20 protein-coding genes are annotated in these 21,893 nt (G+C 71.9%); 10 read left to right on the forward strand and 10 right to left on the reverse strand.

The features are described 5' to 3' along the window. Positions 1 to 18 precede the first annotated feature (18 nt). Both FE374_RS07565 and FE374_RS07570 read right to left on the reverse strand, forming a co-directional pair. Positions 19 to 1,104 carry a Gfo/Idh/MocA family protein gene (locus tag FE374_RS07565; protein WP_139927943.1) on the reverse strand — a complete coding sequence of 362 codons (1,086 nt, stop codon included), beginning with the start codon at positions 1,102 to 1,104 and terminating at the stop codon, positions 19 to 21. Positions 1,105 to 1,185: 81 nt separating this feature from the next. Then, on the reverse strand, positions 1,186 to 2,007 hold the full coding sequence (locus FE374_RS07570; protein WP_139927944.1) for a class I SAM-dependent methyltransferase: 822 nt from the start codon (positions 2,005 to 2,007) through the stop codon (positions 1,186 to 1,188). A gap of 266 nt (positions 2,008 to 2,273) precedes the next feature. Between FE374_RS07570 and rpsA the strand changes: the two genes are divergently transcribed. Further along, positions 2,274 to 3,749 carry a 30S ribosomal protein S1 gene (gene rpsA, locus FE374_RS07575; protein WP_139927945.1) on the forward strand — a complete coding sequence of 492 codons (1,476 nt, stop codon included), beginning with the start codon at positions 2,274 to 2,276 and terminating at the stop codon, positions 3,747 to 3,749. Between the two features lie 178 nt (positions 3,750 to 3,927). Here the strand turns inward: rpsA and FE374_RS07580 are convergent, their stop codons facing one another. The 4 genes from FE374_RS07580 to FE374_RS07595 form a co-directional block, all read right to left on the reverse strand. Then, positions 3,928 to 5,511, reverse strand: coding sequence for a multicopper oxidase family protein (locus tag FE374_RS07580; RefSeq protein WP_230978507.1), 1,584 nt, complete (start codon positions 5,509 to 5,511; stop codon positions 3,928 to 3,930). Beyond that, on the reverse strand, positions 5,508 to 5,954 hold the full coding sequence (locus FE374_RS07585; RefSeq protein ID WP_139927946.1) for a hypothetical protein: 447 nt from the start codon (positions 5,952 to 5,954) through the stop codon (positions 5,508 to 5,510). The genes FE374_RS07580 and FE374_RS07585 overlap by 4 nt, the downstream gene beginning before the upstream one ends. Positions 5,955 to 6,053: 99 nt before the next feature. After that, positions 6,054 to 6,503 carry a hypothetical protein gene (locus FE374_RS07590; RefSeq protein WP_139927947.1) on the reverse strand — a complete coding sequence of 150 codons (450 nt, stop codon included), beginning with the start codon at positions 6,501 to 6,503 and terminating at the stop codon, positions 6,054 to 6,056. Between the two features lie 213 nt (positions 6,504 to 6,716). Next, a complete protein-coding gene (locus tag FE374_RS07595; RefSeq protein ID WP_139927948.1) occupies positions 6,717 to 7,151 on the reverse strand; it encodes an OsmC family peroxiredoxin in 435 nt (144 codons plus the stop codon). Positions 7,152 to 7,354: 203 nt separating this feature from the next. Here FE374_RS07595 and coaE point away from each other — a divergent pair, with 203 nt between their 5' ends. Then, positions 7,355 to 7,975, forward strand: coding sequence for a dephospho-CoA kinase (gene coaE / locus FE374_RS07600; protein WP_139927949.1), 621 nt, complete (start codon positions 7,355 to 7,357; stop codon positions 7,973 to 7,975). Here the strand turns inward: coaE and FE374_RS07605 are convergent. Beyond that, complete coding sequence (locus FE374_RS07605; RefSeq protein ID WP_139927950.1) at positions 7,972 to 9,666, reverse strand: BCCT family transporter; 1,695 nt, start codon at positions 9,664 to 9,666, stop codon at positions 7,972 to 7,974. The two genes, coaE and FE374_RS07605, sit on opposite strands and share 4 nt — an antisense overlap. Before the next feature lie 99 nt (positions 9,667 to 9,765). Here FE374_RS07605 and FE374_RS07610 point away from each other — a divergent pair, with 99 nt between their 5' ends. The 8 genes from FE374_RS07610 (at position 9,766) to FE374_RS07645 (ending at position 19,187) form a co-directional block, all read left to right on the forward strand. Next, positions 9,766 to 10,386, forward strand: a complete 621-nt coding sequence (locus FE374_RS07610; protein ID WP_168205619.1) for an ATP:cob(I)alamin adenosyltransferase — start codon at positions 9,766 to 9,768, stop codon at positions 10,384 to 10,386. 94 nt (positions 10,387 to 10,480) lie between these two features. Further along, positions 10,481 to 11,041 (forward strand): MarR family winged helix-turn-helix transcriptional regulator, encoded by a 561-nt coding sequence (locus FE374_RS07615; RefSeq protein ID WP_139927952.1) that lies wholly within the window; start codon positions 10,481 to 10,483, stop codon positions 11,039 to 11,041. A gap of 88 nt (positions 11,042 to 11,129) precedes the next feature. Beyond that, complete coding sequence (gene uvrB / locus FE374_RS07620) at positions 11,130 to 13,226, forward strand: excinuclease ABC subunit UvrB (protein WP_139927953.1); 2,097 nt, start codon at positions 11,130 to 11,132, stop codon at positions 13,224 to 13,226. Between the two features lie 295 nt (positions 13,227 to 13,521). Next, positions 13,522 to 14,688, forward strand: a complete 1,167-nt coding sequence (locus FE374_RS07625) for a TerC family protein (protein ID WP_139927954.1) — start codon at positions 13,522 to 13,524, stop codon at positions 14,686 to 14,688. Between the two features lie 134 nt (positions 14,689 to 14,822). Further along, positions 14,823 to 15,662 carry an IclR family transcriptional regulator domain-containing protein gene (locus tag FE374_RS07630; RefSeq protein ID WP_230978508.1) on the forward strand — a complete coding sequence of 280 codons (840 nt, stop codon included), beginning with the start codon at positions 14,823 to 14,825 and terminating at the stop codon, positions 15,660 to 15,662. 147 nt (positions 15,663 to 15,809) lie between these two features. Continuing rightward, positions 15,810 to 17,180 carry a lyase family protein gene (locus tag FE374_RS07635; RefSeq protein ID WP_139927955.1) on the forward strand — a complete coding sequence of 457 codons (1,371 nt, stop codon included), beginning with the start codon at positions 15,810 to 15,812 and terminating at the stop codon, positions 17,178 to 17,180. 30 nt (positions 17,181 to 17,210) lie between these two features. After that, positions 17,211 to 18,380: a bifunctional 3-oxoadipate enol-lactonase/4-carboxymuconolactone decarboxylase PcaDC gene (gene pcaDC, locus FE374_RS07640; RefSeq protein ID WP_223173665.1), complete on the forward strand. Its 1,170-nt coding sequence runs from the start codon at positions 17,211 to 17,213 to the stop codon at positions 18,378 to 18,380. Then, complete coding sequence (locus tag FE374_RS07645; RefSeq protein ID WP_139927956.1) at positions 18,381 to 19,187, forward strand: IclR family transcriptional regulator domain-containing protein; 807 nt, start codon at positions 18,381 to 18,383, stop codon at positions 19,185 to 19,187. Positions 19,188 to 19,324: 137 nt separating this feature from the next. Here the strand turns inward: FE374_RS07645 and FE374_RS07650 are convergent, their stop codons facing one another. Genes FE374_RS07650 through FE374_RS07660 form a run of 3 tightly spaced genes read right to left on the reverse strand, consistent with a single transcriptional unit; the run spans position 19,325 to position 21,851 of the window. Continuing rightward, positions 19,325 to 20,497 carry a thiolase family protein gene (locus FE374_RS07650; protein ID WP_139927957.1) on the reverse strand — a complete coding sequence of 391 codons (1,173 nt, stop codon included), beginning with the start codon at positions 20,495 to 20,497 and terminating at the stop codon, positions 19,325 to 19,327. Continuing rightward, positions 20,494 to 21,165 carry a 3-oxoacid CoA-transferase subunit B gene (locus FE374_RS07655; protein WP_139927958.1) on the reverse strand — a complete coding sequence of 224 codons (672 nt, stop codon included), beginning with the start codon at positions 21,163 to 21,165 and terminating at the stop codon, positions 20,494 to 20,496. The genes FE374_RS07650 and FE374_RS07655 overlap by 4 nt, the downstream gene beginning before the upstream one ends. Continuing rightward, on the reverse strand, positions 21,162 to 21,851 hold the full coding sequence (locus FE374_RS07660; protein ID WP_139927959.1) for a 3-oxoacid CoA-transferase subunit A: 690 nt from the start codon (positions 21,849 to 21,851) through the stop codon (positions 21,162 to 21,164). Before FE374_RS07660 ends, FE374_RS07655 begins: the two co-directional genes overlap by 4 nt. Between the last annotated feature and the right edge of the window lie 42 nt (positions 21,852 to 21,893).

Genomic DNA, 21,893 nt, shown 5'->3' on the forward strand with positions numbered 1-21,893 from the left:
GGCCGGCCGTCCTTCGGCTCAGGCCGGCGCCGCGTCCAGGCGTACCGGACACCCGGTCCGGGCCGACTCGTACATGCCCAGGATCAGCGCCAGGGCGGTACGCGCCTCCGGCGTCCCTACCCGGGGTCGCGCCGACCCGTCGCCGCGCTGCCGCGCGCGCACCACCGCCACCAGCTCGTCCAGCTGACGCACGTGCGCCGGCCCGAGCCCACGCTCGTCGTCGGCCAGCCGGTCCGCCGTCGTCACCTGGTTCGCGGCGGCTCCGGACTCCGCCATCCGCACCTCGGGCGCGGCGCCGTCGGTGGCGTGGAGGAAGACGAGCTCGTCGTCGACGATGACGGCCGAGCCGCCGTCGCCGTAGACCCGGAGCGCGGAGTCGACCCCGGGGTACGCCGCGGTGGTGGCGTGGATGGTGGCGAGCGCGCCGGAGACGAAGCGCACCACGGCGACGGCGGTGTCCTCCACCTCGATGCGCTCGTGCGCGAGGGTGCCGGTGTAGGCGAAGACCTCCTCGGGCGTGCCCATCACCGAGAGCAGCAGGTCGATGATGTGCACCGCCTGGTTCATCGCCGCGCCCCCGCCGTCGAGGGCCCACGTGCCGCGCCACGCCCCCGAGTCGTAGTAGGACTGCCCGCGCCACCACGCGCACGACGCCGTCGCCGAGGTCAGACGCCCGAGACCGCCCGTGGCCACCTCGGCCGCCACGCGCTCGGCCGACCGGTCGAAGCGGTGCTGGGAGACGACGGCGACCACGTTGCCGGTGCGCCGTTCCGCCTCGACGATCCGGTCGGCGGCGGCGAGGCTCACGTCCAGCGGTTTCTCCACGAGCACGTGCTTGCCCGCCTCCAGCGCCGGGACCGCCCGGTCCGCATGGGTGCCCGACGGCGTCGCGACGATCACGACGTCGACGTCCTCGGCTGTGGCGAGGTAGCCGTCGAGGTCAGTGCTCCACGCCGCCCCATGCGTCGCGGCCAGCTCGCGCGCCGGGTCCGGCCGGCGGGCGACCACCAGACGCAGCTCCGCGTCCGCCGTCGCGGCGACGGCGTCCGCGAAGACCCGGCCGATCGCACCGGCCCCGACGATGGCGAATCCCAGAGGTCTCATGCCGTGATTGTGCACCGTTGGTGCCCGGGACCGTGCCGACCGGCAACGCGGCTGCCCAGGTCACGGGCGAGAGGAATGCCCTCAGGTGCGCCGGGTGCGGAAGATCGCGGTGCCCGGCAGCAGCGCCCCCCGCTCTGGCCCCCACCCGCCCCACACGTTGGTGTTGACGGCGGGCCACTCAGGCTCCACGAGCTCCTCGATGACCAGACCCGCGCCGACGACGTCGCGTACGTGGTCGGCGAACGTGCGGTGGTACTCGGCGTACAGCGGTGCCCCCGCGGCGTCGGTCTCCACGTAGGGGGTGCGGTCGAAGTAGGAGCGCTGCACGGTCAGCCCGTGGGCGGTCGGGTCGTCGGGGAAGGCCCACCGCACGGGATGGGTCACCGAGAACACCCAGCGCCCGCCGGGGCGCAGCACCCGCGCGACCTCGGCGTGCACGCGGTCGGCGTCCGGCACGAACGGGATCGCGCCGAACGCGGTGTAGGCGACGTCGAAGGAGGCGTCGGCGAAGGGGAGGTCGCGGGCATCGGCCAGGACGGTGGGCACGCTGATCCCGGTCACGGCATCGAGCTCCGCGGCCCGCTCCAGCATGCCGGCGGCGACGTCGGTGGCCACCACCTCCACGTCCTGGGCGCGCAGCCACCGCGCGCACTGCGCGGCCCCGGAGCCCACCTCGAGCACTCGCGATCCGCGAAGCTCCTCGAGCGGGCCGAGGAGATGCGCGTCGGCCTCCCGCAGTCCCTCGGGGCACCAGCAGAAGTCGGCGTCGCCGAGGAAGGCGCCGTGCTCGGCGAGATACTGGCTCGCTGCGTCGCTCCACCAGGCAGCGTTGGCCCGGGCGGCGGCTGCGGCGTCGACGTCGTGGTACCCGGCGCCTCCGACGGGAGGCTGGGGCGCGCTCATGCGGCAGACTGGAGTGCGGTCATGCGACCAGTGTGCGCCAGCGTGCGGCTGAGCCGGCCGCCAGGCGGTGACCGGTGAGCCGGCGGGTGACCGGTTAACCAGCGGGTGTGAGCCAGCCCTCGCCCGGAAGGGTCGGAGGTCGGTTGCCGGGGCGGAACCAGGCTCGGTAGGATCGCCTGCGGCGCACGTATGCCTCCGGGCTGCACCCGTCGAGCACGACCCATCCTGTCCGTACTATCCCTGTCCGCATCGGAGTCCATTCCTCAATGACCACTACTACGCCCACGCAGCCGACGTCCCCCCAGGTCGCCGTCAACGACATCGGCTCGGCCGAGGACTTCCTCGCCGCCGTTGACGCCACCATCAAGTACTTCAACGACGGGGACATCGTCGAGGGCACTATCGTCAAGGTCGACCGGGACGAGGTCCTCCTCGACATCGGTTACAAGACCGAGGGCGTCATCCTCTCGCGCGAGCTCTCCATCAAGCACGACGTCAACCCCGACGAGGTCGTCGCGGTCGGCGACCAGATCGAGGCGCTCGTCCTCCAGAAGGAGGACAAGGAGGGCCGCCTGCTCCTGTCCAAGAAGCGCGCGCAGTACGAGCGCGCCTGGAGCACCATCGAGAAGATCAAGGACGAGGACGGCGTCGTCACCGGCACCGTCATCGAGGTCGTCAAGGGCGGCCTGATCCTCGACATCGGTCTGCGCGGCTTCCTGCCGGCCTCCCTGGTGGAGATGCGTCGCGTCCGCGACCTCCAGCCCTACGTGGGCAAGGAGATCGAGGCGAAGATCATCGAGCTCGACAAGAACCGCAACAACGTGGTCCTCTCCCGTCGCGCCTGGCTCGAGCAGACCCAGTCCGAGGTCCGCTCGCACTTCCTGCAGACCCTGCAGAAGGGGCAGGTCCGCCCCGGTGTGGTCTCTTCGATCGTCAACTTCGGTGCGTTCGTCGACCTTGGCGGCGTGGACGGCCTCGTGCACGTCTCCGAGCTGTCCTGGAAGCACATCGACCACCCGAACGAGGTCGTCGAGGTCGGCCAGGAGGTCACCGTCGAGGTTCTCGACGTCGACATGGACCGCGAGCGCGTGTCCCTGTCCCTCAAGGCCACCCAGGAAGACCCGTGGCAGGCTTTCGCCCGCACGCACGCCATCGGCCAGGTCGTGCCCGGCAAGGTCACCAAGCTCGTCCCCTTCGGTGCGTTCGTGCGCGTCGAGGACGGCATCGAGGGCCTCGTGCACATCTCCGAGCTGGCCCAGCGCCACGTCGAGGTGCCCGAGCAGGTGGCCAAGGTCGGCGACGAGGTGTTCGTCAAGGTCATCGACATCGACCTTGAGCGTCGCCGCATCTCCCTGTCGCTGAAGCAGGCGAACGAGGGTGTGGACCCGGCCAGCGAGGACTTCGACCCGTCGATGTACGGCATGGCCGCGGAGTACGACGAGCAGGGCAACTACAAGTACCCCGAGGGCTTCGACCCGGAGACCAACGAGTGGCTCGAGGGTTACGACACCCAGCGCGAGGCCTGGGAGGCCGAGTACGCCCAGGCGCACGCCCGCTGGGAGGCGCACAAGAAGCAGGTCGCCGCGGCGATCGACGCCGACACCGAGGCTGCCGAGGTCGGCACCCCGGGTGCCGGGACCGCCGGTCCGACGTCCTACACCTCGGCCCCGGTCGAGGCGCACGGCACGCTGGCCTCGGACGAGGCCCTCGCTGCCCTGCGCGAGAAGCTCACCGGTCACTGAGCCGGCCCGCGGGTCTGACCCGCTGAGCACGTACGAGGCCCGTCGCCCCATCCCGGGGCGGCGGGCCTCGCCGTCTCCTCACCCTTCGCACCCTTCGCCCGCGAGATGTCATCTTTTCCGCGACATGTCAATGACATCTGATGGAGAAGATGACATCTCGCGGGTTGGGGGTGGGCGGCTACTCGGGCCGGTTCCCCGCCTCGCCGCCGAGTACGTACGGCGTGGTCACGCCCGCGTAGGCCAGGTGGGCCAGCATGCCGTCGGCGGCGTGCTGGAGGTTGTGGCAGTGGTCGAGCCAGATGCCGGGGTTGTCCGCGACGAACGCGACCTCGTAGGTCTCACCGTCGCGCACGTCGAGGGTGTCGGTCCACCACTGGCTGCCCGTGGACGGCACGCCGTCGCGGCTGAGGACCAGCACGTGGTGGCCGTGCAGGTGCATGGGGTGCACCGTGCCCGAGGAGTTCGAGATGGTCATGACGACCAGGTCGCCCTCCTCCAGCATGTACATCGGCACGTCCGGGTAGAGGTGCCCGTTGATGGTCCACCACAGGCCCGGCCGGCCGTCGACGAACCCCGGCCTGCGGCCGATCGCGTACTCGTAGCGCCGGTCCGCGGCCGCGGGGTCGAACGGCAGCGACGACGGCGTCCCGTAGGTCAGCAGGTCGACGACGGCGTCCGGGCCAGCTGTCGCGGGCAGACTCCCGGGGTCCTGGCCGCCCACCGCGACCGCCGCCCCACCGCCGGCGTGCAGGACGACGCCGTCGGCCGGGACCACCAGCCCGAGGTCGACGCGGCCCCCGCCGGGCACCGTGAACGCGACGTCGGTCAGCGGTTCGGGCCCGTCGACCTCGTGACCGTCGACGGCGAGGAGCCGGTACTCGGCGCCGGCCACCCAGACGTTCGTGGCGGCGCTGTCGGTGTTGACGACCCGTAGCCGCGCCTGGGTCCCGGCGACGAGTGGCACGTGGTGGGTGCGAGCGTGCCCCGCGATGGTGCGCACGCCGTCGTAGGTGTGCACCGGCAGCACCAGGTCCCCGGTGGCCATGGGTGCGTCGTCGGGCCGGACGACGACCGTCCCGAAGAGCCCGCCGACCACTTGCTCGTGGGAGACCTGGTGGGAGTGGTACCAGTACGTGCCGGCGTCCTCGACCACGAACCGGTAGACGTGCTCACCGCCCACCGGGACCGCGTCCTGGGTCACGCCCGCCACGCCGTCCTCCGCGTTGGGCACGTCGATGCCGTGCCAGTGGAGCGCGGCGCCGTCGGCGACCGACTCGTTGACGAGGGTCACCTCCACCAGGTCGCCCTGGGCGGCCTCGATGGTGGGGCCGGGCGACGTCCCGTTGACGGTGAAGCCCGGCACCCGCTCGCCGGACGCTAGCTCGATCGTCCCCGCACGCGCGGTCAGCGTCACGGCGACGTCGGGCGTGCCCTCGCGTGGCCCCGCGAGGTCCGGGACGGTGCGCTGGGCGCCGCCCGGTGCGACAGTGCCGGTGGCCCGGGCCGCGGCGCCCGCGGCCGGGGCTGCCGCGGCGACCTGCCCGTGGTGCCTTTCCGCGACGGCGCCGGCGCCTTCGTCGGGGCCGTGGGCGACGGCGGAGCCCCCGCCGTAGTCGGGGTAGCCCATGTCCATCACCGAGATCGTGCCGGGCACGAGCGAGGTCCACCAGGCAGTGCCGAGGACCGTCAGTACCACCACGAGGAGGAACAGTCCCCACGTCGCGGGCCGGCGCAGCAGCGAACGCCCGGGAGCACGGCTCACAGGGCGGCGGGCGCCCGGGCCGGGACCGTCGTCGCGCGCTGGTCGGCGCGGTGGGCGGCGCGGAACGCCAGCAGGGCACAGGTGAAGATGGCCAGCGCGTTGAGGCCGTGGAGGTAGCCCACGGACACCACCTCGAACGCGGTGAAGGCGAGCACCCACTGGAGCACGACGAGGGCGAAGGTGATGGCCGCCCACATCTTCGCCCCGCGGAAGCGGTTGAAGAAGGACGCCACGAGCAGGATCAGGCCGAGCGAGGCGACGACAATGGCGCCGTACCAGTGCAGCGCGGAGCCGAGGTTGTCCATGGGGTCGTAGCTCGAGTCGAGCACGCCGCCGCCCTCGACCATGTCGACGATCGTGAAGACGGCCAGTGCGATCGCCGCGGCCTGGGCGGCGACGCCCAGCGCGGTGAGAAGTGCGAATGCCTTGTAGACCGTACGCATGACTACCTCCGGGCAGCCCGCGGGGTCGGGGGACGACCCCTGACGGTGCGCAACGCTACGCCGCAGAACCGCCCCCCAACTGCCCCCAGTTGTGCGGGCTCAGACGTCCACCGAAGCGGTGCGGCGCGTACGCACCGGCTCCGCCTGCGCCGTGCGCCCCGCGGCGCGCGCAGCGAGCAGAGCCAGCGCGAAGATCGCGAGGGCGTTGGCGCCGTGCAGGATCCCGATGGCCGGGGTCTCGAAGGCGAAGATGCCGAAGGCCCACTGCAGCAGCACGGCGACGAACGTCCACGCCGCCCACGTCTTGGCGCCCGGGAAGCGGGTGAGGAACGAGGCGATCAGCAGCAGGATGGCGAGCGCGCCGACCACCATGGCACCCATCGAGTGGGTCGCGAGCCCGGGGTTGGCGAACGTGTCGTAGCTGGCATCGATGACCGTGCCGCTCTCCACCTCGTTGACCATGGTGAACACGCCGAACGCGATGGCGGCGGACTGGATGAGAACGCCGGCTGCGACCAGCACAGCGAGAACCCGGTAGACGGTGCGCATGGACCTGACCTCCGCTCGGGCACCCGATGGTGCCGTTTTGCGCGAACACTACGGTGCGGGGTGTTGCCCGAAACATCCCAGTTTGCTGGGAGGTGGCACCCCCCGAGTGCGCTGCGGCGTGCTGCACCGGGCACGATGAGCACCGACATCCGGCGGCCGAACCCGCGGCCCGTCCGACGGCCGAACCCTCGCCCGACCGCCGGACGTGAACGTCTACGCCAGGGAGGCGGTCAACGTGACCTCGGTGCCCTTGAGCGCCTGGCTGACGGGGCAGCCCTTGCTGGCGGACTCCGCGATCCGCTGGAAGTCCTCCGCGGAAATTCCCTCCACCTCGCCCTCCACGGTGAGATGGATGCCGGTGATGCCCTCGCCCGCGACGAAGGTGGCCTCCGCGGAGCTGCGCAGCTCTGCGGGCGGGGTGCCGTTCTGCGCGAGCTCGAGGGAGAACTGCTGCGCGAAGCACGTCGCGTGCGCGGCGGCGATGAGCTCCTCGGGTGAGGTGGTGCCGCCGCCGGACTCCTCCGCACGAGCCTTCCAGTTCACGTCGAAGGTCCCCAGCCCCGAGGTGTCCAACGAGGTGCGGCCGGAGCCGGAGAACAGGTCCCCGTTCCAGGTGGTGCTGCCCTTGCTCACGATGGGCGTCGGCATGGTTGCTCCTCCTTCGCAGCCCGGCTGGTCCGGGCCTGCTCGCGAACCTCCATCCTGCCCGCGCCTGCGCCCACCCGCAGCGTGACGGCCGGTTAAGGTCGGGGCATGACCGACGGCGCCGCTCCCGGCACGGCCACGCTCCCGCCGAGCCTGACCAGGCTGGATTCGGCCCTGCAGGTGGTCGGCGCCGAACGGTCGTACGGGTGAAGGTCGGGCTGACGGGCGGCATCGCCTCGGGCAAGAGTTCCGTGTCGGCCGAGCTCGCGCGCCTCGGTGCGGTGATCGTCGACGCCGACCAGATCGCCCGCGACGTGGTGGCGCCCGGCACGCCAGGACTGGCCGCGGTGGTGACCGAGTTCGGACCCGCGGTGCTGCTGCCGGACGGCTCCCTGGACCGGCCCGCCCTGGGGCGCCGGGTGTTCGCCGACCCGGCCGCGCTGCAGCGACTCGGCGCACTCACCCACCCGCTCGTGGCCCAGGAGAGCGCCCGCAGGCAGGCGGCCGCGCCGCCGGACGCGGTCGTCGTCCATGACGTCCCGCTCATCGTCGAGAACGGGCTCGCCGACAGCTACGACCTCGTCGTCGTCGTCGCCGCCGACGAGGCGGTGCGGCTCGAGCGGCTGGTGCGCGACCGGGGCATGTCCCGCGAGGACGCGCTCGCCCGCATCCGGGCCCAGGCCACGGACGAGCAGCGCCGCGCCGTCGCCGACGTGTGGCTGGACAACTCCGGCACGCCCGAGGAGCTGCTCGGCGCCGTCGGCCGCCTGTGGCGCGAGCTGCTGGCCCCGAACAGCACAGGCCCGGGCACCACCGGGCGTCCCTAGCGCGGTTCCGGCGGCGGCGCACCCTCTTGGCCGGGCCCCTGCGGCGTGGGCGGCTCGGCGAACGGCACCTCGGTGGGCACCACCGTGGCGGACCGGACCGGGCCGGGCCTGCGCCGCCGCAGGGGGTCGCGGCGCAGATCCACGTAGAGCGCCACGCACAGGCCGAGCATGATCAGCACGAACGGTGTCGAGGCCAGGATGGTGAACGTCTGCAGGGCGCCGAGCCCGCCGACGAACAGCAGGACGGCTGCGACGGCGCCGGTGAGGATAGCCCAGACGATGACCAACGGCGTCCACGGGGTGGTGCGCCCCCGGGAGGACAGCGTGCCCATGACCAGCGAGCCGGCGTCGGCCCCGCTGATGAAGAACACCGCCGTCAGGACCATCACGACCAGGGTGGCCCCCGTGAAGAATGGGTACTGGTTGAGCATCGCGAAGAAGCCGGCCGCCTCGCTGCCGGTGCCGGCGATGTCGACGCCGTTGTGCTGCAGGTTGATGCCGGCGCCGCCGAAGACCGCGAACCAGATCACGCTGACCCCGGTGGGGGCCAGGATCACGCCGAGGACGAACTCTCGGATGGTGCGCCCCCTGGAGATCCGCGCGATGAACGTGCCGACGAACGGCGTCCAGGAGATCCACCACGCCCAGTAGAAGATGGTCCAGCTGGCGAGCCAGTCGCCGCCGCCGAAGACGGCGGACTGGAGGCTCATGGGCACCAGGGTGGAGAAGTAGGACCCCAGCGACTGGGGCACCAGGTCCATGATGAAGACGGTGGGCCCGACGACGAAGACGAACACCAGCAGTACCGCGGCGAGGACGACGTTGGTGTTGCTCAGCCACTTGATCCCGCGCGAGACGCCGCTTGCCGCCGAGATGATCACGCCGACGGTCAGGATGCAGATGATGATCACCGGCGCGGCCGCGCTGGGGTTCTCCTCGAACTCCCCGGTGCGCAAAAGCGACAGGCCGGCCGCGATCTGGAGGGCGCCCAGGCCCAGCGACGTGGCGGACCCGAACTTCGTGCACAGGATCGCCAGGATGTCGATCGGCCTGCCCCAGCCCCTCTTCTCGATGCGCTCCTTGCCGAAGATCGCCTGGAACGGCGAGCTCATGAGATTGCCGCGTCCCATCCGGTGCGTGGAGTACGCCAGGGCCAGCCCCACGACGGAGTAGATGGCCCACGGGTGCAGACCCCAGTGGAAGAGGGTGTACGCCATGGCGGTCTCGGCCGCGTCCGCGCTGCCAGGCACCGAGTCGACGAACGGTGGGGGACTGGCCATGTGGGTGACGGGCTCGTAGACGCCGAAGAACATCAGGCCGATGCCCATCCCGGCGCTGAACATCATCGCGATCCAGGACAGCGTGGAGAACTCCGTCGCCTCTCCGGCGCGGGCGATCGGGATGCTCCCGAACCGCCCGAAGGCGAGCACCAGGGAGAACACGACGAAGGCGCTGGCCGCCAGGATGAAGGCCCACCCGAAGGTGGTGGTCACCCAGGTGAGGGCCGACCCGGCCACCTCCTCGACGGCATCGGTGAAGAGCACACCGAGCAGGCAGATCACGACGACCAACGCGACCGCGACGCCGAAGACGACCTTGTCGACGGACGCCCAGCCGCCCGGCCCGGAGTCCACCGGCAACGGGTCGGCCGGCGTCACCACCACGTGCTCGTCCGGTTGGTCGATGTCCATGGTGATCCCGCCTCTCGATCGGCCGGCGGACCTCGGGTCCGAGGACGCGTCGTCGGGACGGGCGACTGTGGCGGCACCGGCGGAAGTATGGTGGCACCCATGAACGGCGGCGGCGAGCCAGGGCTGGAGCACCACGACGGCGACACCGGGCGTATCCGTCTGGGAGGTCGCGGCGTGCTGCCGAAGACCGACCTGCGGGTGTCGGCCTACGTCGAGTGCGACGCGGCGAACGCGGCGATCGGCGTGGCGATGGCGGCCGCGCCGCTGCCCCGGGACGTCGCCACGATGCTGGTGAGCGTGCAGAACGACCTGCTCGACCTCGTCTCGGACCTCGGGGTGCCCGCCGTCGGGGCGCAGCCCGTGCAGTGCCGGATCGTGCCTGCTCACGTGGAGCGGCTGGACCGCGCCGTCGGATACTTCGCCGAGCAGGCCGGGGACCTCAGCGGCATGGTGCTGCCCGGCGGCACGGTGGGTGCGGCCCTGCTGTACCAGGCCCGGGCGGCGGTGCGGCGCGCGGAGGTGGCGGTCTGGCGGGCGATCGAGGCGCACCAGGACGACGTCAACCGGGACATCGGCCGGTACCTCAACCACCTGTCCACGCTGCTGTTCGTCATCGCCCGCGGCGCCAACGCCGAGATGGGTGACGCGGCGTGGGTGCCGGAGTTCTCCGTGCGGCCCGCACCCGAGGCCTCGGACGGCGAGGCCGCAGGCGGCCACTGAGGTCGCCGTCACCGCGCCGTGGGTCCAGGTGTGGCCCAAGGTTGGTTGGGGTAGCCTCACTAATGACTGCGACGGAAGGGGTTGAGCCTCGGCGATGGCTGCGAACCAGGCGCGGGACGGCGTGCTGCAGCGCCACGGCGTCGTGGAGCGCGATGCGGCCCTCGAGCGTGAGGTCGCGGACGACATCCATGCCGCGTTCGTCTCGGTCCTCCGGTGGGCGAGCCGCTCCGCCGTCCGCGGGCGGTTGTGGGCCGACGGCGGGGTCGAGCTCACGCCCACCGACGCGTGGCTGCTCGAGGCGCTGGCCACGCACAGCCCCATGCGGGTGACGATGCTCGCGACCTGGCAGGGCGTGGACAAGTCCACCGTGACGCCGCAGGTCCGCCGGCTGGAGCAGGCGGGGCTCGTCGACAGGCACCGCGACCCCGTGGACGGGCGCGCCTCCCTGCTCACCCTCTCGGCCGCCGGACGCGAGGTGCGTGAGCGGGTGCGTGCCGTCGGCGGCGACGTCCTCTCCGAAGGCATGGCCGACTGGACCGAGAGCGACCGTCGGACGTTTGCCCGGCTGCTCGGCCGTTTCGCCCAGACGCTCGACGGCGGGCCTCGCCGGGAGGCGGCCGCCGCTGGTCCGGCAACAGGCGCGCACGCGGACTGACGTCCGCCAGTAGTCGCGCACGCGGACCGACGTCCGCCGGTAGCAGACCGGGCGCCTGCGTGTCTGTGGGGCGACGTACCGTTGACACATGCGCCCAGTGACCGACCTGCAGCGTTCGGTAGCCCCCTTCGAGGTGATCTCGGAGTACACCCCCTCCGGTGACCAGCCCACCGCCATCGCCGATCTCACCGAGCGGCTGCGCGCGGGTGAGAAGGACATCGTGCTCCTCGGCGCCACCGGCACCGGCAAGTCCGCGACCACGGCGTGGCTCGTGGAGCAGGTACAGCGCCCCACGCTCGTGATGGCGCCCAACAAGACTCTGGCCGCCCAGCTCGCCACGGAGTTCCGCGAGCTGCTGCCGAACAACGCGGTGGAGTACTTCGTCTCGTACTACGACTACTACCAGCCCGAGGCGTACATCGCCCAGACGGACACGTACATCGAGAAGGACTCGTCCATCAACGACGAGGTCGAGCGGCTGCGGCACAGCGCCACCAACTCCTTGCTGACAAGGCGCGACGTCGTCGTCGTCGCCTCGGTCTCGTGCATCTACGGCCTCGGCACCCCGCAGGAGTACGTCGACCGGATGGTCCAGCTCCAGGTGGGGCAGCAGGTCGACCGGGACGAGCTGCTGCGCCACTTCGTGTCGATGCAGTACACCCGCAACGACATGGCGTTCACCCGCGGCACGTTCCGGGTGCGGGGGGACACGATCGAGATCATCCCGGTGTACGAGGAGCTCGCCATCCGCATCGAGCTGTTCGGGGACGAGATCGACGCGCTCAGCACGCTGCACCCGCTCTCCGGGGACGTGGTGCGCACCGAGGAGGCGGTGCACCTGTTCCCGGCCACGCACTACGTGGCGGGGCCGGAGCGGATGGAGCGCGCGATCGGCGGCATCGAGGCAGAGCTCGCCGAGCGGCTCGACGAGCTCGAGCGGCAGAACAAGCTGCTCGAGGCCCAGCGGCTGCGTATGCGCACCACGTACGACATCGAGATGATGCGCCAGATCGGCACCTGCTCAGGTATCGAGAACTACTCACGGCACATCGACGGCCGCGGAGCCGGCACGGCACCGAACACGCTGCTCGACTACTTCCCCGAGGACTTCCTCCTGGTCATCGACGAGTCGCACGTGACCGTCCCGCAGATCGGGGCCATGTACGAGGGCGACATGTCCCGCAAGCGCACTTTGGTCGACTTCGGTTTCCGGCTGCCCTCCGCGATGGACAACCGGCCGCTGCGGTGGGAGGAGTTCCTCGAGCGGATCGGCCAGACGGTCTACCTCTCCGCCACTCCGGGGCCCTACGAGCTGAGCCAGTCCGACGGCGTGGTCGAGCAGATCATCCGGCCCACCGGCCTCATCGACCCCGAGGTGGTCGTCAAGCCGACCAAGGGCCAGATCGATGACCTTCTCGGCGAGATTCACGACCGGGTCGAGCGCGACGAGAGGGTGCTGGTGACCACCCTGACCAAGAAGATGGCCGAGGACCTCACCGACTACCTGCTCGAGCGGGACGTGCGCGTGCGGTACTTGCACTCCGACGTGGACACGCTCCGCCGCGTCGAGCTCCTGCGCGAGCTGAGGCTCGGGCAGTTCGACGTGCTCGTCGGGATCAACCTGCTGCGTGAGGGCCTCGACCTGCCGGAGGTGTCCCTCGTCGCGATCCTGGACGCCGACAAGGAGGGTTTCCTGCGCTCGTCCACGTCGCTGATCCAGACGATCGGCCGCGCCGCCCGCAACGTGTCGGGCCAGGTGCACATGTACGCCGACACCATCACGGCGTCGATGGCGCAGGCGATCGAGGAGACCACCCGCCGGCGCGAGAAGCAGGTGGCCTACAACACCGAGCACGGCATCGAGCCCACCGCCCTGCGCAAGAAGATCGCGGACGTCACCGACATGCTCGCCCGCGAGGACATCGACACCGCCGAGCTGCTCGAGGGCGGCTACCGCGGCTCGGGCAAGGGTGCCGGTGCGAAGGACCGCCGTAAGGCCGGGGAGGGCGTGCGGGAGAAGCTCGCCGGTGCGGCGGCGAGCGATCTCGCCGAGCTCATCCAGGACCTCTCGAGCCAGATGCACGCCGCCGCCGAGGAGCTGAAGTTCGAGCTCGCGGCGCGGCTGCGCGACGAGATCGCCGACCTGAAGAAGGAGCTGCGGCAGATGGCCGCCGCCAACTCCTGACCGGAGTCCAGTCTGATGACGCGGGTGCCGGTCTGCGGGGGATGTCCGGATCTGCGACTTCGGTCACCACGCCGGGTCGGGGTATCGCGGCGGCCCCGTCCGTGCCGTATTGTGCTGGCAGCGGAGGGGAGTATTCCCCCAACAGTGGTGCCGTCATCACGGTGGGTGACGCAGCTCGCTCGGTACCACCGGCCCGGACCATGGCGGTCATCCACCCCAGGTACCGGTGGATCGTCCCGCCCGCCCTGGCGGAAGAGACCTCCGGTACTCGGCCCTACGTACCGGAGGAAAAGACGTGGAAGTCCACGCAATTGGCTGGATCGCCCTCGCAGCGGTGGTCGTCGTCCTGATCACCATCGACATCGTCGGGCACGTCAGGACTCCGCACGCACCGACAATTCGCGAGGCTGCCCGCTGGACGACGTTCTACGTCTCCCTCGCCATCGTGTTCGGCCTGATCCTGTGGGCCATCTACGGCGCGCAGTATGCCGGGGAGTACTTCGCCGGGTACATCACCGAATACAGCCTCTCGGTGGACAACCTCTTCGTCTTCATCATCATCATCGGCGCCTTCCGGGTGCCGCGAGAGTTCCAGCAGAAGGTGCTCCTCTCCGGCATCATCATCGCGCTGGTTCTGCGCCTGATCTTCATCCTCGTCGGCGCCGCCGTGATCGCGAACTTCTCCTGGGTCTTCTACCTCTTCGGCGCATTCCTGCTCTACACCGCCTGGTCGCAGGCTCGCCAGGGCACCGACGCTCCGTCCGAGGAGGACGAGACCTACCACGAGAACCCCGTCGTGCGGCTGATCCGTCGTGTCATGCCGGTGACCGAAGGCTTCGTCGGCGACAAGGTGGTGCACCGCGCCCACGGCAAGACCTTCATCACGCCGCTCCTGATCTGCATCTTCGCCCTGGGCACCGCCGACCTCATGTTTGCGGTGGACTCGATCCCCGCGGTGTTCGGTCTGACCAAGGAGCCGTACATCGTGTTCGCGGCCAACGCGTTCGCGCTGCTCGGCCTGCGCCAGCTCTACTTCCTCATCGACGGCCTGCTCGACAAGCTCGTGTACCTCCACTACGGCCTCGCGGCCATCCTGGGGTTCATCGGCGTCAAGCTCGTCATCCACGCCCTGCACGAGAACGAGCTGCCCTTCATCAACGGCGGCCAGAACTGGGACGCTATCCCCGAGCCGACGATCATCATCTCTCTCGCGTGGATCCTGGGCGTGCTTGCGCTCGTCGTGGTCACCAGCCTCGCCAAGAACAAGAAGGACGCCCGCCTGGCGTCCGCGGAGCGCGCCATCGCCGGAGCGCCCGCCGGCACGCAGCCCCACACCATCCCGCCGGTCGACACGACGCACCGGCCGGCGACGGACGACACCGGCGCCGGTTCCCACGCCACCGGGCCGGGGGAGACCGACCCCGCCGGCGACGACCGGACGATCGCCCACACGGCCGACTGAGCCGACAGGCCCCACCTCCCGGCCCGCCCCTCGCCACCGCGAGAGGCGGGCCGGCTTGCTTGACGGGCAACCTCCTGGGCACCCGGCGGGGCCTGCCCCGGGCGCCCGGGTGACGGCCAGTAGCATCGGCGAGCGTGAGTACTCTCGACGACGCGGCCCGGGACGGTGGCGCCCTGCGGGACGCGGCCGACGACGCGGAGCGCGCGACTGAGATCGTCCGCTCCCTCGAGCGCGGGCTCGCGATCATCCGCGTCTTCGACGCGGAGCACCCGCGCCTGACCCTGAGCATGGCGGCGGCGCTGTCCGGCATGCCCCGTGCGGGCGCGAGACGCGCGTTGAACACCCTCGTGGAGCTGGGGTACGCCGGGCAGGACGGCCGGGACTTCTACCTGCGCCCGCGCCTCCTCGAGCTTGGCTTCGAGCTCCTGGCCGATCTGACGCTCGCGGACGTCATCACCCCACACCTGCAGGCGCTGTCCGGGAGGCTGGGGGAGTCCGCCTCCGCCTCGGTCCTCGACGGTGGCCAGATCGTCTACATCGCCCGGGTGGCGACCCGCTCCATCATGCGGGTGCACATCCGCACGGGCACCCGGTTCCCCGCCGAGTCGACGTCCATGGGCCGGGTGCTCCTCGCCTCTCGGTCCGCGGAGTGGCTCGAAGGGTTCATCTCCTCGGTGCGCGTCGAGCGTCGCTCGGCGTACACCACTACCGACACCGGCCAGCTCCGGGCCGTCCTCGCGGGGGTCCGGGAGCAGGGATTCGCCCTGGTCGACCAGGAGCTAGAGGAGGGACTGCGCTCGCTCGCCGTGCCCGTGCACGGCCGCGAAGGGCGGGTGGTTGCCGCGATCAACGTCGCCACCGCCGTCGTACCGGGCCGCGCCGACGACATGGTGGCGCGCGTGCTCCCCGAGCTTCGCCGCGCGGCGGAGGCGATCGACGCCGATCTGCGCCCCTTCGCGCACATGGACACCTGAACCGCACGGACGTGAGCGGGTCGCGGCCCCGGTGCCTTGTCCGCCCCCCGGGTGTCGGTGCGTAGAGCGAACAGCCCTGGGGCAGAATGGGGCGAAGGTCACCCGCATCGTCGGGCCGATCAAACCGCCTTCGCGATCGCGCGGAGCGTGGACGATCCCGCGGAGGTTGCCGTGTTCGACGACGAGCTGTTCGGCTACGGTCCCGGCGGCGCGGATGCCGACCACCGCGTCGTGGTCGACGACGCCGCCGTCGTCGCCGCCATGCTGCGCGCCGAGGTGGCCCTGCTCCGTGCGCTGCAGACCTGCGGCGTGGTGCCCGATGCCGACGGCGGCCCGGCCCTCGCCCTGGCGGAGGCGGCCGCGCGGCTCACGATCGACGTGGCGGACCTCGGCCTGCGCGCCCGGGGTGCCGGCAACCCCGTCGTGCCGCTCGTGAAGACCCTCCTGGTCGCGGTGCCCGAGGACGCCCGACCCTGGGTGCACTACGGCGCCACCAGCCAGGACATCGTGGACACCGCGCTCATGCTGCTCGCCCGGGACGTCTCGGCCGTCGTCGCCGCGGACCTGCGGGCGGCCACCGAGGCCGCAGCCGCGCTTGCGGCAGACCACCGCGGCACCGTGATGGCCGGGCGGACCCTCGGCCAGGTGGCCGTGCCGACCACCTTCGGTCTCAAGGCCGCCGGCTGGGCCGCCGGGCTGGCGGCAGCCGCGGCCGACGTCGAGCGGGTGAAGAGCCGGCTCGCCGTGCAGCTGGCCGGCGCGGCGGGCACCCTGGCCGTCTACGGTGCCAAAGCGTCCGACGTCGTCGCCGCCTTCGCGGCCGAGCTGGGCCTGGCCGTGCCCGCGGGCCCCTGGCACACGGAACGTTCCCGCGTGCGCGAGCTCGCGGGCGCGTTCGCCGGGGCCGTCGCCGCACCCGGCAAGGTCGCGACCGACGTCGTCCTCATGGCCATGAGCGAGGTGGGTGAGCTGCGTGAGGGCGGCGGCCCCGGGCACGGCGGGTCCTCGGCGATGCCGCACAAGCAGAACCCGGTGACCTCCGTGCTGCTGCGGGCGGCGGCGGTGCGCGCACCCGGCCTCCTCGGCACCGTCCACGCCGCCGCGCTGCAAGAGCACGAGCGTGCCGCGGGTGCCTGGCACGCGGAGTGGCAGCCCCTCGAGGAGCTCCTGCGGCTGGCCGCGGGCTCCGCCCGCCGGGTGCGCGAGCTGCTCGAGGGGCTTGACGTGGACGCGGCCAGGATGGCGGCCAACCTCGACGCCGCCCGGCCGTGGGTCATGGCCGAGGCGCTGGCCACCCGGCTGGCCCCCCGGCTGGGCCGGGCCGAGGCACAGGACCTGGTCAAGCACGCCCTCGAGGACGCCGCCCGCGACGGCGTCCCCACCGACGACGCGCTGCTCGCCGAGCTGCGGCGACACCCGGCGGCCGCGGACCTGCCGGCCGCCGCGCTCGACCCCCGCGCCGCGCTCGAGGGCGTGGACCCGCTCATCGACGCCGCACTGGCCGCCGTGCGCGGCTGAGCACCTCACCCCACGAAAGGACCTGCGCCCGTGGCCAGCCGCACCGCCCCGTACCTGCCCGCCCACGACATCACCGGCCCCGAGGACGCCCCGGTGGTCGTCCTCGGCTCCTCCCTCGGCACCGACCGGCACATGTGGGACGCGCAGGTGCGGCTCCTCGAGCGGCGCTACCGCGTGGTCCGATACGAGCTGCGCGGGCACGGCCGTTCCGGCGCGCCCCGGGCCGGTGCGGCGCCGACGACGATCGCGGACCTCGGTGAGGACGTCGTGCGGCTCCTGGACCACCTGGGCATCGGCAGGGCCCACCACGTGGGCCTCTCCCTCGGCGGGATGATCGCGTTGTGGCTCGCCGAGCACCGCCCCGAGCGGGTGGGCCGGCTGGCCGTGGTGTGCAGCGCCGCCCACTCGCCCACCGAGGAGAGCTGGCTCACCAGGGCCGCGACGGTGCGCGAACAGGGGATGGGCGCCATCGTCGACGCCGTGACCGCCCGCTGGTTCACCGACACCTACGACGACGAGACCACCCGCGCCCGCCTGCGCCAGACCTTCCTGGCCGTGGACACTGAGGGGTACGCCCAGTGCTGCGAGGCGATCGCGGGCATGGACCTGCGCCCGGACCTGTCCGCCGTCGCCGGGCCGGTGCTGGTGGTCGCCGGCCGGCAGGACACCGCGCTGCCGCCCGCCCTGGCGGAGGAGGTGGCCGCCGGCATCCGTGCCGGCGGCGCCGACGTGCGGTACGAGACCGTCGACGACGCCGCGCACATCGCCGCCGTCCAGCAGCCCGCCACGGTCACCCGGCTCCTCCTGGACCACCTCGACGCCGACCGGCCCGGGCACGCGACCGGCATGCGGGTGCGCCGCGAGGTGCTCGGCGATGCCCACGTGGACCGCGCCCAGGAGGCCACCACCCCGCTCAACGCGGACTTCCAGGACTTCATCACCCGTTACGCCTGGGGCGACGTGTGGTCCCGGCCCGGGCTCGACCGCCGCACCCGCAGCGCGGTCACCCTCGCCTTGCTGATGACGCTCGGCCACGACGGCGAGTTCGCCATGCACGTGCGCGCGGCGCTGCGCAACGGGCTCACCGTCGACGAGATCCGCGAGGTGCTCCTGCACGTCGGCGTCTACGCCGGGGTGCCGGTGTCCAACCACGCCTACGCGCTCGCCACAGAGGTGCTCCGCGACGAAGGGCTGCTCTGAGTGGCGGCCGGCACCGACCCCGACGCCCCCACGGAGGGGCTGCAGTCGCTCGGCCGGGGCCTCGCCGTCATCCGGGCGCTGGCGGCAGCCGGTGAGCCGCTCACCCTCGCGCAGGTCGCCCAGGCCACCTCGCTCAACCGGGCGGTGGCCCGCCGGGTGCTGCTCACCCTGGTCGAGGTCGGCTACGTGCTCGCCCGCGGTCGGGAGTTCAGCCTGCGGCCCCGGGTGCTGGAGCTGGGGGAGGCCTACCGCACCGCGCTGCGCCTGCCCGAGCTCGCGCTGGGTCCGATGCGCGGGCTGGTGGAGACGACCGGGCAGTCGTGCTCGATGGCGGTGCTGGACGGCGCCGACATCGTCTACGTCCAGCGCGTGCCGGGCCGGCGCATCATCGACGCCGTCATCCACGTCGGCACCCGCCTGCCGGCCGCCGCCACCGCCATGGGACGCGTGCTCCTGGCGGCACTCGACGACGCCGAGCTCGACGCGGTGCTCGACCGGGACACGCTCGAGGGTCCGACGAGCCCGGCCATGCCCGGACGCACCGTCGAACGCGCCGCGCTGCGGGCGGCGGTCGAGGAGGTGCGCCGGAAGGGCTACTGCCGCGTCGACCAGGAGTTCGAGCGGGGCCTGACCACGCTCGCGGCGCCGGTCCGGGACGTGACCGGCGCCGTCGTCGCGGCGGTCAACCTGCCGCTGAGCACCTACACGCTGCCGGACGGGCAGGTGCCGGAGGAGCTCGTCGACGCCATTCGCGCCACGGCGGCGCAGGTCACCGAGCTGGCGGTGCGCGCCCAAGTCTCCAGGTAGCGCGAGACCTGCGAGTAGCGCGAGACCGGCGAGTAGCGCGAGACCGGCGAGTAGCGCGAGACCTGCGAGTAGCGCGAGATGTCATCTTCTCCGTGAGATGTACGTCTCACGGAGAAGATGACATCTCGCGGGTGGGGTTAGGCCTCCAGGACGACCGCGAGCCCCTGGCCCACGCCGATGCAGATGGCCGCTACGCCGATGCCGCCGCCGCGGGCTTTGAGCGCGTGCGCGAGGTGGCCGATGATCCGCCCACCGGAGGCGCCCAGCGGGTGCCCGATAGCGATCGCGCCGCCGTCGACGTTGACCTTCTCCGGGTCCAGGTCCGGCCACTGCTTGAGGCAGGCGATGGACTGCGAGGCGAAGGCCTCGTTCAGCTCGACGAGGTCGACGTCGTTCCAGGTCTTCCCAGCCCGGCGCAGCGCGATGTTCGCCGCCTCGACGGGCCCGGCGCCGAACAGCTGGGGCTCCAGGGCCGAGACGCCGCGGGAGACGACGCGGGCCAGCGGCTCGCCGTCGAAGTCCTCGCCGGCGAGCAGGACGGCGGAGGCGCCGTCGGTCAGCGGTGAGGCGTTGCCGGCGGTGACCGACCCCTCCTCGACGGACCGGAACGCCGGCTTGAGCTTGCCGAGCGACTCGAGGGAGCTGTCAGGGCGGATGTTCTCGTCGCGCTCCAGGTCGACCCCGGGCACGGCGACGAACTCGGCGTCGTACCGGCCCTCGTCCCAGGCCTTCGTCGCGAGCTGGTGGCTGCGCAGCGCGAAGGCGTCCTGCTCCTCGCGCGAGACGCGATACAGGTCGGCGAGGATCTCGGCGCCCTCACCGAGGGAGACGGTCCACTCCTTCGGCATCCGCGGGTTCACCAGGCGCCAACCGAGCGTGGTCGACACGAGCGTCTGATCGCCCGCGGGGAACGGCCGGTCGTTCTTGAGCACCACCCAGGGGGCGCGGGACATGGACTCCGTTCCACCGGCGAGGATCACGTCGGCGTCCCCGGTCTCGATCGCGCGTGAGCCTTGGATCACCGCCTCGACACCGGAGCCGCACAGCCGGTTGACCGTCACGCCGGGCACCGTGACGGGAACCCCGGCCAGCAGGGCGGACATGCGGGCGACGTCGCGGTTCTCCTCGCCGGCGCCGTTGGCGTTGCCGAAGATGACGTCGTCGATCCGGGCCGGGTCCAGGCCGGGGTTGCGCTCGAGCACCGCCTGGATGACGGTGGCGCCGAGGTCGTCGGGCCGCACCTTGGCCAGGGCCTTGCCGTAACGGCCGAACGGGGTGCGGACGGCGTCGTAGATGAAGCTGGCGGTCATGCGGATCCTCCTGAGCCGACCGGGACGGTCGCGTCGATCAGCGCCAGGCCGGTGGTCTCGCGCAGGGTGTCGATGGTGTCCTCGCCGTAGATCTCCAGCACGGCGACGCCGTCGGCGGTGATGTCGAAGACCGCGACGTCGGTGTAGACGCGGGACACGCAGCCCACCCCGGTCAGCGGGTAGGTGCACGCCTCGACGAGCTTGGACTCGCCCTTCTTGGTGAGCAGCTCCATCATCACGTAGGTCTGCTTGGCCCCGATGGCCAGGTCCATCGCGCCGCCGACGGCGGGGATGGCGCCGGGCTTGCCGGTGTGCCAGTTGGCCAGGTCACCGGTGGCGGAGACCTGGAAGGCGCCCAGCACGCACAGGTCGAGGTGCCCGCCGCGCATCATCGCGAAGGAGTCGGCGTGGTGGAAGTAGGCGGCGCCGGGCAGCTCGGTGACCGGGATCTTGCCGGCGTTAATGAGGTCGAGGTCGACATCGGCCCCGCGTGCCTCCGGGCCCATCCCCAGCATCCCGTTCTCGGTGTGCAGGGTGACGCGGCGCTCGGCCTCGAGGTAGTCGGAGACCTTCGTCGGCATCCCGATGCCGAGGTTGACGTAGGCGCCCTGCGGGATGTCCCGGGCGACGCGCTCGGCGATCTGGTCGCGGGTCAGCGGCTCGCTCACTGTCCGGCCTCCTCGTGCGCCGGTGCGGGCAGGACCTGCACGACGCGGTTGACGTAGATGCCCGGGGTGACGACGACCTCGGGGTCGAGGGCGCCGGTCTCGACGACCTCGCTCACCTGGGCGATGGTGGTGGTGGCCGCCGCAGCCATGATGGGCCCGAAGTTGCGGGCGGTCTTGCGGTAGACGAGGTTGCCGGCGCGGTCGGCGCGCAGCGCCTTGATGAGGGCGAAGTCGGCGCGGATGGGGTGCTCGAGGACGTAGTCGCGCCCGTCGATGCGACGGGTCTCCTTGCCCTCGGCCAGGAGCGTGCCGTACCCCGTGGGGGTGAAGAAGGCGCCGATGCCGGCGCCCGCGGCGCGGATGCGTTCGGCCAGGTTGCCCTGCGGGACCACCTCGAGCTCGATCTCGCCGGCGAGGTACCGCTTGTCGAAGTGCCAGGAGTCCTTCTGCCGCGGGAAGGAGCAGACGATCTTGCGGACCCGGCCGAGGCGGATGAGCTCGGCGAGGCCGACGTCGCCGTTGCCCGCGTTGTTGTTGATGACCGTCAGGTCGGTCGCGCCCTGGGCGATGAGGGCGTCGATGAGCTCGACCGGCTGACCGGCGGTGCCGAACCCGCCGATCATGACGGTGGCCCCGTCGGGGATGCCCTCGACCGCGTGGGCGGTGTCCTCGGTGATCTGCAGCATCCTCGCCGCCGCTCCTCAGTTGTTCGTCATGCGCACAAGTGG

The organism is Georgenia yuyongxinii (assembly GCF_006352065.1).
Lineage (GTDB): Bacteria > Actinomycetota > Actinomycetes > Actinomycetales > Actinomycetaceae > Georgenia > Georgenia yuyongxinii.

Bases quoted from the DNA above. Each gene is read 5' to 3' on its own strand.
- FE374_RS07565 (WP_139927943.1), bottom strand. From the start codon at position 1,104: ATGAGACCTCTGGGATTCGCCATCGTCGGGGCCGGTGCGATCGGCCGG.
- FE374_RS07570 (WP_139927944.1), bottom strand. From the start codon at position 2,007: ATGAGCGCGCCCCAGCCTCCCGTCGGAGGCGCCGGGTACCACGACGTC.
- rpsA (WP_139927945.1), top strand. From the start codon at position 2,274: ATGACCACTACTACGCCCACGCAGCCGACGTCCCCCCAGGTCGCCGTC.
- FE374_RS07585 (WP_139927946.1), bottom strand. From the start codon at position 5,954: ATGCGTACGGTCTACAAGGCATTCGCACTTCTCACCGCGCTGGGCGTC.
- FE374_RS07590 (WP_139927947.1), bottom strand. From the start codon at position 6,503: ATGCGCACCGTCTACCGGGTTCTCGCTGTGCTGGTCGCAGCCGGCGTT.
- FE374_RS07595 (WP_139927948.1), bottom strand. From the start codon at position 7,151: ATGCCGACGCCCATCGTGAGCAAGGGCAGCACCACCTGGAACGGGGAC.
- FE374_RS07605 (WP_139927950.1), bottom strand. From the start codon at position 9,666: ATGGACATCGACCAACCGGACGAGCACGTGGTGGTGACGCCGGCCGAC.
- FE374_RS07610 (WP_168205619.1), top strand. From the start codon at position 9,766: ATGAACGGCGGCGGCGAGCCAGGGCTGGAGCACCACGACGGCGACACC.
- FE374_RS07615 (WP_139927952.1), top strand. From the start codon at position 10,481: ATGGCTGCGAACCAGGCGCGGGACGGCGTGCTGCAGCGCCACGGCGTC.
- uvrB (WP_139927953.1), top strand. From the start codon at position 11,130: ATGCGCCCAGTGACCGACCTGCAGCGTTCGGTAGCCCCCTTCGAGGTG.
- FE374_RS07650 (WP_139927957.1), bottom strand. From the start codon at position 20,497: ATGACCGCCAGCTTCATCTACGACGCCGTCCGCACCCCGTTCGGCCGT.
- FE374_RS07660 (WP_139927959.1), bottom strand. From the start codon at position 21,851: ATGCTGCAGATCACCGAGGACACCGCCCACGCGGTCGAGGGCATCCCC.